Consider the following 11021-nt stretch of genomic DNA (forward strand, 5'->3'; position numbering starts at 1 on the left):
GGAAACTTTCCTGGTTTGACACACTAATATATTAGTGCTTTAATTGGCTCCATCGATATCAGATGTCATACCTCCACTCCGGGTGGAGGCCCCATAACAACATCCGTGGAAGAGACAATGACGTCACGAAAGAAGACGCCCGAGACTTTGCGCAGCGCGCGCTGGTTCGCTCCTGACGACCTGCGTTCCTCCGGCCACCGCTCCCGCATCATGCAGATGGGCTACTCGCCCGACGAGTGGCTGGACCGCCCGATCATCGCGATCATCAACACGTGGTCCGACATCAACCCCTGCCACTCGCACTTCAAGCAGCGCGTTGACGACGTCAAGCGCGGCATCCTGCAGGCCGGCGGCTTCCCCATCGAGCTGCCCGCCATTTCCTTGTCCGAAAGCTCGGTCAAGCCGACCACCATGCTCTACCGCAACATGCTGGCGATGGAGACCGAGGAGCTGATCCGCTCCCACCCCATCGACGGCGCCGTGCTGATGGGCGGCTGCGACAAGACCACGCCGGGCCTGCTGATGGGCGCGTCCAGCGCCGGCGTGCCGGCCATCTACGTGCCCGCAGGCCCGATGCTGCGCGGCAACTACAAGGGCAACGTGCTGGGCTCCGGCTCGGACGCCTGGAAATACTGGGACGAGCGCCGCGCCGGCAATATCAGCAAGACCGAATGGATCGGCATCGAGGGCGGCATCGCCCGTAGCCACGGCACCTGCATGACGATGGGCACGGCCAGCACCATGACCGCCATCGCCGAGACCATCGGCATGACGCTGCCGGGCGCCTCGTCGATTCCCGCCGCCGACGCCAACCATATCCGCATGTGTTCCGAGGCCGGCCGCCGCATCGTCGACATGGTGTGGGAAGACCTGACCCCGCAGCAGATCCAGACGCGCGCCTCGTTCGAGAACGCCATCGCGGTGGCCATGGCGATGGGCTGCTCCACCAACGCCATCATCCACGTGATCGCCATGGCGCGCCGCGCCGGTTGCGAGATCGGCCTGGAAGACTTCGACGCGGCCAGCCGGCGCGTGCCGGTGATCGCCAATATCCGGCCCAGCGGCGACAAGTACCTGATGGAGGATTTCTTCTACGCCGGCGGCCTGCCCGCGCTGATGAACCGCATCAGCGACAAGCTGGACCTGAGCGCGCTGACCGTCACCGGGCGCACGCTGGGCGAGAACATCGCCGGCGCCGAGGTCTACAACGACGACGTCATCCGTACGCCGGAGAACGCGCTGTACCAGGAAGGCGCGCTGGCCGTGCTCAAGGGCAATATCGCGCCGGACGGCTGCGTCATCAAGCCCAGCGCCTGCGAGCCACGCTTCTTCAAGCACACCGGCCCGGCGCTGGTGTTCGACGACTACCCGTCGATGAAGGAAGCGGTGGAGCGCGACGATCTCGACGTCACCGCCGACCACATCCTGATCCTGCGCAACGCCGGCCCGCAGGGCGGCCCGGGCATGCCGGAATGGGGCATGCTGCCGATCCCCAAGAAGCTGGTCAAGCAAGGCGTGCGCGACATGCTGCGCATGTCCGACGCGCGCATGAGCGGCACCAGCTACGGCGCCTGCATCCTGCACGTCTCGCCCGAATCGTATGTCGGCGGCCCGTTCGCGCTGGTGCGCACCGGCGACATGATCTCCGTGGACATCGACCGCCGCAGCATTCACCTGGAGGTGTCCGACGAAGAACTGGCGCGCCGCCGCGCCGAGTGGACGCCGCCGCCACCGCGTTTCGAGCGCGGCTATGGCTGGATGTTCTCCAAGCATGTCCGCCAGGCCAACGACGGCTGCGACTTCGACTTCCTGCAAACCGACTTCGGCGCGCCCACCGGCGAGCCCAGCATCTACTGACCTGACGCCATGACCCAAGCCAACCCGCTCAGCCAGCAAACCCGCGACCTGCTCAAGACCGTCAGCACCGCGACCCTGTGCACCGCCCTGTTCAAGCGCGGCCTGCGCAACCAGTTCATCCAGGACGTGCATCCGCTCAACCCGGAAGGCGCCAACATGGTCGGCGAGGCCTTCACGCTGCGCTACATCCCGGCGCGCGAAGACCTCAACCAGATCACGGTGTTCCAGGATCCGGCCCATCCGCAGCGCCAGGCCGTCGAGCAATGCCCGCCGGACGCCGTGCTGGTGATCGACAGCCGCAAGGACGCGCGTGCGGCCTCGGCCGGCTCGATCCTGATCACGCGCCTGATGCGGCGCGGCGCGGCCGGCGTGGTGACCGACGGCGGCTTCCGCGACTCGCCGGAAATCGCTCGCATGGCCATGCCCGCGTACCACCACCGCCCGTCCGCGCCGACCAACCTCACGCTGCACCAGGCCATCGAGATCAACGGCCCGATCGGCTGCGGCGACGTGGCCGTGTTCCCCGGCGACGTGATGGTGGGCGATGCGGAGGGCGTGATCGTGATCCCGCGCCACCTGGCCGACGAGATCGCGGCCGAGGCCGTGGAGATGACCGCGTTCGAAGACTTCGTCACCGAGGAAGTCGACAAGGGCCGCTCCATCATCGGCCTCTATCCGCCGACGCAGGAGCAAAGCCGGCTGGACTTCGCCGCCTGGCGCGAGGCGAACGGCCGCTAGGACTTCCACGGCCGCGCACACAAGCGCGGACAAACGCAAGAGACCGCCGCCCCGCACACGCCGGGGCAAGGCGGCCAACGACGGAGACACGATGAATCACAGCAAGCGAAGCGCATTGCGCCGCGCCGGCGCCGCCTGCGCGCTGGCCACCCTGGGCACGCTCGGCGCATTCGGCGGCGCCGCGCAAGCGCAGGACAAATGGCCCTCGCGCCCGATCACCTGGGTCGTGCCGTTCGCCGCGGGCGGCTCGACCGATATCGTCGCGCGCACCATCGGCCAGGAAATCTCCAAGGCGCTGGGCCAGCCGGTGGTGGTGGAAAACCGCCCCGGCGCGGCCGGCGCGGTGGGTGCGGGCTATGTGGCGCGCGCCAAGCCCGACGGCTACACGCTGTTCGGCGGCACCATCAGCACGCACGCCATCAACCCCAGCCTCTACAAGAACCTCTCCTACGATCCGGTCAAGGATTTCGAGCCAATCAGCCTGATCGCCTACGTACCCAACGTACTGATGGTCGACGCCAAGCTGCCGGTGAAGAACGTGCAGGAGCTGATCGCCTACGCCAGGAAGCAACCCGGCAAGCTCAGCTTTGCCTCGTCCGGCGCGGGCACCTCCACGCACCTGGCCGGGGAACTGTTCTCCGAGCTGATCAAGGTGCCGATGACCCATGTGCCGTACAAGGGCAGCCCGCAGGCGATCCAGGACGTGGCCTCGGGCCTGGTGCCCTTCCTGTTCGACCAGCTCACCGCGGGCGACGCCATGATCAAGGCCGGCCGCCTGCGCGCACTGGCCGTGACTTCGCCGAAGCGCTCGGCGCTGGCGCCCGGTGTGCCGACCATGGCCGAAGCCGGCGTGCCTGGCTTCGAGATGGTGTCATGGCAGGCGCTCTACGCTCCGCACGGCACCCCCAAGGACATCGTGCAGCGGCTGAATGCCGAAGTCGTGCGTGCCCTGAAGCAGCCGGCCGTGCAGCAACGGATGACGCAGCAGCTCGGCATGGAAGTGGTGGGCAGCAGCCCGGCCGAGCTGGCCACGTTCATGAGCAAGGAAATCCCGCGCTGGGCCGAGCTGGTGAAGAAATCGGGCGCGACGGCGGACTGATACGGCGGCACGGCGCAGCGGCACCGCTGGCTTGCTTCCCGCTCCCGCGCCTGGGAGGGGGGCCGGGGAGAGGGCTTGGGCTTGGGCTTGCACGAGCCCAAGCCCTCTGTCCACCGCAAAGGAAACAACGCAGTCACCGCAACACCACCATACAAGCCACAAAAACACGGCAGGAGACACTATGCAGCATCACCCCCACCCCATCCTCCGCACACTTGCGGGCGCCGTCGCGGCAGTGGCGCTGACGGCCGCCGCGCACGCCGCCGAGACCAGTTTCCCGACCAAGTCCATCACCATCGTCGTGCCCGCCTCGCCCGGCGGCGCCATCGACCTGGTGGCGCGCCTGGTGGGCCAGAAGATGACCGAGGACTGGGGTCAGCCGGTGGTGGTGGACAACCGGCCCGGCGCCACCGGCATCATCGGCACCGACCTCGTCGCCAAGGCCCCGCCCGATGGCTACATGCTGGCGCTGGTGGCCAGCAGCCACGCCATCAATCCCAGCATGGTGAAGAAGCTGCCGTTCGACACGCTCAAGAGCTTCGAGCCGGTGGCGCTGACCCACGTGGTGCCGCTGATGCTGGTGGTGTCGCCCTCGCTGCCGCCGAAGACGGTCAGGGAACTGATCGCCTATGGCAAGGCCAATCCGGGCAAGCTGTCGTTCGCGTCGAGCGGCTCGGGCGGCGCGCCGCATTTCTCCGGCGAGCTGTTCAAGAGCATGGCTGGCATCGACATGATCCACATCCCCTACAAGGGCAGCACGCTGGCGCATCCGGACCTGACCAGCGGGCGCGTGTCGCTGATGTTCGATACCGTGGCCGCGATCGGCCCGCAGGTGAAGGCCGGCAAGGTGCGCCCGCTCGCGGTGACCACCGCCAGGCGCTCGTCGATCGCGCCGCAGGTGCCGACCATGGCCGAAGCCGGCCTGCCCGGCTACGAGACCAGCACCTGGGGCGGCGTGCTCGCCCCGGCCGGCACGCCAAAGGCGGTGATCGACAAGCTCAACGCCGAGATCAACAAGGCCCTGGCCGCGCCCGACCTGCGCGAGCGCCTGCAGCACGCAGGCATCGAGCCGGCCGGCGGCACGCCCGCGCAGTTCGGCAGCTTCGTGCAGGTGGAAATGGGCAAGTGGGCCAAGGTGGCCAAGGATGCCGGCATCCAGCCCGAGTAAGGACCAGCCCGGCCTTCACGCAACCAGCGACTGGTTGTCAGACCGGTTGTCAGACCGGTTGTCAGCAAGCATAGACGGAGAGACAAGATGCGCCCCTTCACACCCCCCTCGCTGCGCCGCCGCGCGCTGCTGATCGCCCTGGCCGCGAGCGCCTGCGTGCCCGCCGCGCAGGCCCAGCCTGGCGCTGCCTGGCCGACCAAGCCCGTCACCATCATCCTGCCCTTCGCCCCGGGTGGCGGCACCGACGTGGGCACGCGCCTGGTGGCGCTGCGGCTGTCGCAACTGTGGGGCCAGCCGGTGCTGGTGGACAACCGCCCCGGCGCGGCCGGCAACGTCGGGCTGGAGCTGGTGTCGCGGGCCAGGCCGGATGGCTACACGCTGGTGGCCGGCAATGTCGGCACGCAGTCGATCAACCCCACGCTCTACAAGAAACTGAGCTACGATCCCGGCGCGCTGGTGCCGGTCAGCCTGATGGCCGAGCTGCCGTTTGCCATCGTGGTCACGCCCAAGCTGCCCGCCAAGACGCCCAAGGAACTGGTGGCACTGGCCAAGGCGCAGCCCGGCAAGCTCACCTACGCCAGCTCGGGCAGCGGCGGCTCGCCGCATTTGTCGGCCGAGATCTTCAAGATCGCCACCGGCACTGATATGCTGCACGTGCCTTACAAGGGCGGCGGCGCGGCCATGAGCGACCTGATGGCGGGCAATGTCGACATGCTGTTCGCCTCCATCCTGGAGACCGCCGGCCATGTGAAATCTGGCAAGCTGCGTGCGCTGGCGGTGACCAGCAAGGTGCGCTCGCCCGCCATGCCGGACGTGCCCACGCTGGCCGAGACCGGCATCAGCGGGGCCGAATCGGGATCTTGGGTCGGGCTGCTGGCACCGGCCGGCACGCCCGCCGAGGTCGTCGACAAGATCGCCGCCGGCGTGAAGCAGGTGGTGGCCATGCCCGCGGTGCGCGAGCAACTGATCGCCCAGGGCGCCATCCCCGTGGGCAGCACGCCGGCGCAGTTCGCCGAGCTGATCGCCACCGACCGCAAGCGCTACGCCAGGATCATCCTGGACAACAAGCTCAGCGCAGACTGAACATATCGACACCACGGTGGCGCCAACCCATCAAACCCGATCAACGACAAGGGATCTCTCTTCATGAAACAACGCCTCCTCCAGCACGGCCGCCTGCCGGCCGCGCTCGAAGCCAGCCTGGCCGAGCACTACGACGTCCACCCGTTCTGGGCCGAGACCGATCCCGCGGCATTCCTGGCCGCCCGCGGCGGCGAGTTCACCGCCATGACCACGCGCGCGGCGATCGGCGCCGACGACGCCATGATGGCCGCCATGCCGGCGCTCAAGGTCATCTCCAGCTTTGGCGTGGGGCTCGACAAGATCGACCTGGACGCTGCCCGCAAGCGCGGCATCGCCGTCGGCTATACGCCGGACGTGCTCAACGACTGCGTGGCCGACACCGCCTTCGGCCTGCTGATGGACGTGGCGCGCGGCTTCAGCGCGGCAGACCGCTTCGTGCGGCGCGGCGAATGGCCCAAGGCCCAGTTCCCGCTGACCACCCGCGTGAGCGGCAAGCGCATGGGCATCATCGGCATGGGGCGCATCGGCCGCGTGATCGCGCGGCGCGGGCTGGGCTTCGACATGGAGGTGAGCTACCACAGCCGCCGCCCGGCGGGCGACGTGCCTTATCGCCACGAGCCGTCGCTGGCGGCGCTGGCCGAGTGGGCGGACTTCCTCGTCATCGCCACCGCCGGTGGCCCGGAAACCCGCCACCTGGTGTCGGCCAGCGTGCTCGAGGCGCTCGGCCCGCAGGGCTTCCTGATCAATATCGCGCGCGGCACCGTGGTCGACGAAGCGGCGCTGGTGGATGCGCTGGTGAACAAGCGCATCGCCGGGGCGGGGCTGGACGTGTTCGAGAACGAGCCGCAGGTCCCCCAGGCGCTGTTCGCGCTGGACAACGTCGTGCTGCTGCCGCATATCGCGAGCGGCACGAATGAAACCCGCATTGCCATGGCCAACCTGGTGTTCGAGAACCTGCAGCGCTTCTTCGCCACCGGCGCCGTGCAGCAGAGCGCAATCTGAAGCCGGGTTGCCGGCCTCGGGGCGGCGGCCGGTCCTTGCGGAGCGCCGCCCCTGCCGGCTCACACCGCCGACACGAAGATTTACGGTTTTAGCCGCATTTTTCCCCCGAACGGGTCAGAAAATCGCACGATCTGACCCGTATCCCCCACTGCCGAGTGGTATCCAGGCATGTGCGCCCCTACGCATACTTGTCGCTCACCAGAAGAAACAGAACAACGGCGAGTGGAGAGGGTCAACCATGGAAGCAATCACCTTTGCTGCATATATCCTGGCGTTCCTGCTGGCAGTGCTGATCGGGGCGAGAAGCGTCAGCCGTCATCACCCGGCCTTGCGCCAGGATACCCCGCCGACGCTGGAAGGCCAGCAGCCCTGAGCGCTCTCTCCCGCCAGGGGCCCGGCAACGCAGCCGTCAGGACCCCGTCGCCGCGCTTTCGTCCGTGGCGGACCGTGCCAGCACCTTGAGCCGCGCCATCGAGTTACGGATGTGCAGCCTGGCCAGATACTCCGCCTGGTCGCCGTCCGCGCTCTCGATGGCGGCCACGATCTGCTCGTGTTCCCCGATGGCGGCCAGCGCGCGGTCCTGCGCGAACACGATCCTGGGCGCGAACACCTGCGATGTCATATGCACGATGGGCACCTGCCGCGCCAGGTACTCGTTCGATGCCAGGCCGATGATCGCGGTGTGGAACTCCACGTTGGCAGCCGTATAGACCTCGGGCTGCCATGGCGCGAGGCTGCCCCGCTGCGTGCCGATGATGGCGCGCAAGGGCGCGCCGGCCAGCTTGCCCGCGCGGGCGGCCGCCAGCCGCGCGGCCAGGCCGTCGATGACCTCCCGCAAGGCGTAGGCATCCATCAGCTGCCGGAAGTCCGCGCTGACCACGGTGACGCCGCGCGCGGTCTCGGCGCTGACCAGGCCTTCGCGCTCCAGCATGCGCAGGGCCTCGCGCAGCGGCGTGCGGCTGATCTTGAGGTCTTCGGAAATCTCCACCTGGCGCAGCGCCTTGCCGGGCGGATAGACGCCCCGGTAGATCCGCTGGCGCAGCACCTGTGCCACCTCTTCCACCAGGCGCGTGCGCCCCTGCCATTCGAACGTTTCTGCCATTTGCCTCTCTGAGCGCCGCGGCGCAGTGAAACTCCGGAGTTTGTCGGCGCGGTTTACAAGCGCATGACACACGTCTACTATAGCTGCAAAGAATGGATTCTGGATCCAAAAACCAATGGCGCGATTGACGCCCGATTGACGCCCGATTGACGCCCGATTGACGCCCGATTGACGCCCGATTGATGCCGCGATTAATGGCGCGACCGTCACACCGCGGCCGCGCCATGGCGGTGCCTTCGATCCGCTCCGAGACATTATCTGGAGACGCCCGCCGATGAGCGATGCGCTTTGCTTCTTGTCCGCCACCGAACTCCAAGGCCGCATCGCGCGCAAGGAGATCTCCCCGGTAGAACTCGTGCAAGCGGTGCTGGAACGGGCGGCGCGCCTGCAGCCCGAACTGAACTGCTTTATCACGCTGTGCGCCGACCAGGCCATGGACGCGGCCCGCGCGGCCGAGCAGGCGGTCATGGCCGGCAAGCCGCTGGGCCTGCTGCACGGCATCCCCTTCACGGCCAAGGACCTGGTCAACACGCGAGGCGTGCGCACCACCTTCGGCGTGGCGCCCTACCGCGACAACATCCCCGACACCGACGCCGTCGCGGTGGCGCGCCTGCGCGAGCAAGGCGCCATCCTGATCGGCAAGACCACCACGCCCGAGTTCGGCTCGAAATGCCTGACCGACTCGCCGCTGTTCGGCCGCACCCGCAACGCCTGGAGCGCCGCGCGCACCAGCGGCGGCTCCAGCGGCGGCGCGGCGGTGGCGGTGGCCAGCGGCATCGCCCCGCTGGCGGTGGCCACCGACGGCGGCGGCTCCACGCGCATTCCCGCGGCGTGCAACGGCGTGGTCGGCATCAAGCAGAGCAACGGCGTGATTCCGCACAGCCAGGCCCAGGACCTGTTTGGCAACCAGACCTATGTCACCCCGACCACGCGCACGGTGGCCGACACCGGCCTGATGATGCAGGCCATGGCCGGCGAGCATGCCTGCGATCCGTGGTCCATCGGCGTGCCCAAGCCCGACTACGCGGGCGCGGCGCAGGCGCAGGGCGACCTGCGCGGCAAGCGCATCCTCTACTGCCTGGCGCCGCCGGGACGGCCGGTAGCGGCCGAAGTGGCGCGCGCGTTCGAGGCCAGCCTGGCGAAGCTGGCCGGCCTGGGCGCGGAACTGGAGGCGTTCTCCGGCGAAGGCTTCGACGTGGAACCGATCTGGCGGGCCATCAACCATACGGTCTGGCGCGCGCGCTTCGCCGCCATCGCCGCCGAGCACGGCGAGCAGCTCAGCGCCACCTTCCTCAGGCAAGTGGCATCGGCCGCGCAGGTCAGCGGCGTGGAGTACCAGCAGGCCATGTTCGACCGCTCGCAGCTGTTCCAGCGCGTGCAGGCCCTGCTGGCGCGCGGCGATTTCCTCGCCATGCCCACGCTCACGCGCACCGCGCTGCCCATCGGGCAGGACCTGTTCGGCACCATCGACATCGACGGCCAGGCCTATGAGAACGTGCGCGCGCACTGGTTCCCGTGGACCATGCCGTTCAACATGACCGGCCACCCCGCCATCAGCCTGCACTGCGGCTTTGGCAGCGACGGCCTGCCGATCGGCTTCCAGCTGGTCGGGCAGTTCCGCGGCGATGCCGGGCTGTTGCGCGCCGCCGCGCTGTTCGAATCCGCGCACGGCCTGCTCGGCCAGTGGCCGCAGGCATGACCGCGCGCCGGCCCGCCGCCGGCGCCAGCCGTACCCTTCCCCCCTCCCGAATGACACAACCCGCCCGCGCCATGATCCAAGCCTCCCGCCGCAAACTCGTGCTCCACACCCTGGCGCTGTCGGCCTGCGCCGTTGCCGTGCTGGCCCTGCCCCGCCCGGCGTCCGCGGCGGATTCGGGCGAGCCGATGCGCATCATCGTCGGCTATGCGCCCGGCGGCGCGGCCGACAGCCTGGCCCGGCTCTATGCCGAGCAATTGCGCCAGGACGGGCACGGCACCGTGATCGTGGAGAACCGTCCCGGCGCCTCCGCGCGGCTGGCGCTGGATTACGTCAAGCGCGCCAAGCCCGACGGCAAGACGGTGTTCATCGGTCCGTCGCCGCTGTTCACCATCTTCCCGCTCACGTACAAGAAGCTCGGCTACGACGCCGACAAGGACCTCGTCCCCGCCGCCGTGCTGACCGACGTGCCCACCGTGGTGGCGGCCGGCGCGCAGCAGCCGTACAAGAACATGAAGGAGTACGTGGAATGGGCGCGCCGCAACCCGGGCGGCGCCAGCCTTGGCCTGGCCACCATCGGCAGCGCCGGCCACCTCGGCACCGTGGCGCTGGGCAAGGCCACCGGGATTGCCATCACGCCGGCGGCTTACCGCGGCGCGTCGCCGATGCTGGTGGACGTGATCAGCGGCAATGTGTCGATCGGCTGGGATGCGGTGGCCAGCATGATGCCGCTGTACAAGGGCGGCAAGCTGCAGTTCCTGGGCGTGAGCGGCACGCGCCGCGCCAAGGCGCTGCCGGAAGTGCCCACCATGAAGGAGCAGGGCTTCAGCCAGTACGAGTACGCCACCAGCTGGTACGGCGCCTTCCTGCCGGCCGGCACGCAGCCGGACGTGGTGGCCAGGGTGGAGAAGATGTTCATCGCCGCCTCGGGCAATGCCGCCACCGCCGCCAAGCTCGAAGCGCTGGGGCTGGAAGTGGCGCCCAAGTCCGGGCAGGAAGCGCGCCACCGCATCCAGATCGAGCGCGCCGCGTGGAAGCCCATCGTGGAAGCCACGGGGTTCGTGGCCGAGGACTGAGCGCGGCCTGAGCCTGCGCTGTTTCCGCGCAGGCTCCAGATCACGTGCTGGATGTGCGCGAGCGCGACCTGGACCGGCGGGAGATCGCCGCGCAGGATGCGATGGGCTGCGCGTATTGCGGCCGGCGCGGCCGGCGCGGCCGGCGCGCACGCCGGGGCGTCGGCGCGAAGCCACACCGCCGCGCCGCCGCGCTCATACGC

Annotated in this window: 10 protein-coding genes; 9 read left to right on the top strand and 1 reads right to left on the bottom strand. The window is 68.9% G+C overall.

Going from position 1 to position 11021, the window contains the following annotated elements; translation table 11 throughout:
- The first annotated feature begins 117 nt into the window (after positions 1-117).
- The 7 genes from araD (at position 118) to AB4Z48_RS34615 (ending at position 7320) form a co-directional block, all read left to right on the top strand.
- The gene (gene araD / locus AB4Z48_RS34585) at positions 118-1857 is read left to right on the top strand and encodes an L-arabinonate dehydratase (RefSeq protein WP_441622436.1); all 1740 of its coding nucleotides are present in this window, start codon (positions 118-120) and stop codon (positions 1855-1857) included.
- Positions 1858-1866: 9 nt separating this feature from the next.
- Positions 1867-2595 carry a ribonuclease activity regulator RraA gene (locus tag AB4Z48_RS34590; RefSeq protein WP_441622438.1) on the top strand — a complete coding sequence of 243 codons (729 nt, stop codon included), beginning with the start codon at positions 1867-1869 and terminating at the stop codon, positions 2593-2595.
- A gap of 91 nt (positions 2596-2686) precedes the next feature.
- Entirely contained in the window at positions 2687-3694 is a 1008-nt protein-coding gene (locus AB4Z48_RS34595) for a Bug family tripartite tricarboxylate transporter substrate binding protein (RefSeq protein ID WP_441622440.1), read from the top strand.
- Positions 3695-3875: 181 nt separating this feature from the next.
- Entirely contained in the window at positions 3876-4862 is a 987-nt protein-coding gene (locus AB4Z48_RS34600) for a tripartite tricarboxylate transporter substrate binding protein (RefSeq protein ID WP_441622442.1), read from the top strand.
- An 87-nt stretch (positions 4863-4949) separates the two neighbouring features.
- On the top strand, positions 4950-5945 hold the full coding sequence (locus tag AB4Z48_RS34605) for a Bug family tripartite tricarboxylate transporter substrate binding protein (protein ID WP_441622444.1): 996 nt from the start codon (positions 4950-4952) through the stop codon (positions 5943-5945).
- 63 nt (positions 5946-6008) lie between these two features.
- Positions 6009-6947, top strand: a complete 939-nt coding sequence (locus AB4Z48_RS34610; RefSeq protein WP_441622446.1) for a 2-hydroxyacid dehydrogenase — start codon at positions 6009-6011, stop codon at positions 6945-6947.
- A 238-nt stretch (positions 6948-7185) separates the two neighbouring features.
- Complete coding sequence (locus AB4Z48_RS34615; protein WP_441622448.1) at positions 7186-7320, top strand: hypothetical protein; 135 nt, start codon at positions 7186-7188, stop codon at positions 7318-7320.
- Positions 7321-7356: 36 nt separating this feature from the next.
- On the opposite strand, the gene AB4Z48_RS34620 is transcribed toward AB4Z48_RS34615, so the two are convergent.
- A complete protein-coding gene (locus AB4Z48_RS34620) occupies positions 7357-8049 on the bottom strand; it encodes a GntR family transcriptional regulator (RefSeq protein WP_441622450.1) in 693 nt (230 codons plus the stop codon).
- A gap of 274 nt (positions 8050-8323) precedes the next feature.
- Between AB4Z48_RS34620 and AB4Z48_RS34625 the strand changes: the two genes are divergently transcribed.
- Positions 8324-9748, top strand: coding sequence for an amidase (locus tag AB4Z48_RS34625; RefSeq protein ID WP_441622452.1), 1425 nt, complete (start codon positions 8324-8326; stop codon positions 9746-9748).
- Between the two features lie 71 nt (positions 9749-9819).
- On the top strand, positions 9820-10821 hold the full coding sequence (locus AB4Z48_RS34630) for a Bug family tripartite tricarboxylate transporter substrate binding protein (protein ID WP_441622454.1): 1002 nt from the start codon (positions 9820-9822) through the stop codon (positions 10819-10821).
- The last annotated feature ends 200 nt before the right edge of the window (positions 10822-11021 follow it).

The sequence above is a fragment of the Cupriavidus sp. 2TAF22 genome (assembly GCF_052115045.1).
Classification (GTDB): Bacteria; Pseudomonadota; Gammaproteobacteria; order Burkholderiales; family Burkholderiaceae; genus Cupriavidus.

Coding starts and splice junctions, on each gene's coding strand:
- araD (WP_441622436.1), top strand. CDS start 118: ATGACGTCACGAAAGAAGACGCCCGAGACTTTGCGCAGCGCGCGCTGG.
- AB4Z48_RS34590 (WP_441622438.1), top strand. CDS start 1,867: ATGACCCAAGCCAACCCGCTCAGCCAGCAAACCCGCGACCTGCTCAAG.
- AB4Z48_RS34595 (WP_441622440.1), top strand. CDS start 2,687: ATGAATCACAGCAAGCGAAGCGCATTGCGCCGCGCCGGCGCCGCCTGC.
- AB4Z48_RS34600 (WP_441622442.1), top strand. CDS start 3,876: ATGCAGCATCACCCCCACCCCATCCTCCGCACACTTGCGGGCGCCGTC.
- AB4Z48_RS34605 (WP_441622444.1), top strand. CDS start 4,950: ATGCGCCCCTTCACACCCCCCTCGCTGCGCCGCCGCGCGCTGCTGATC.
- AB4Z48_RS34610 (WP_441622446.1), top strand. CDS start 6,009: ATGAAACAACGCCTCCTCCAGCACGGCCGCCTGCCGGCCGCGCTCGAA.
- AB4Z48_RS34615 (WP_441622448.1), top strand. CDS start 7,186: ATGGAAGCAATCACCTTTGCTGCATATATCCTGGCGTTCCTGCTGGCA.
- AB4Z48_RS34620 (WP_441622450.1), bottom strand. CDS start 8,049: ATGGCAGAAACGTTCGAATGGCAGGGGCGCACGCGCCTGGTGGAAGAG.
- AB4Z48_RS34625 (WP_441622452.1), top strand. CDS start 8,324: ATGAGCGATGCGCTTTGCTTCTTGTCCGCCACCGAACTCCAAGGCCGC.
- AB4Z48_RS34630 (WP_441622454.1), top strand. CDS start 9,820: ATGATCCAAGCCTCCCGCCGCAAACTCGTGCTCCACACCCTGGCGCTG.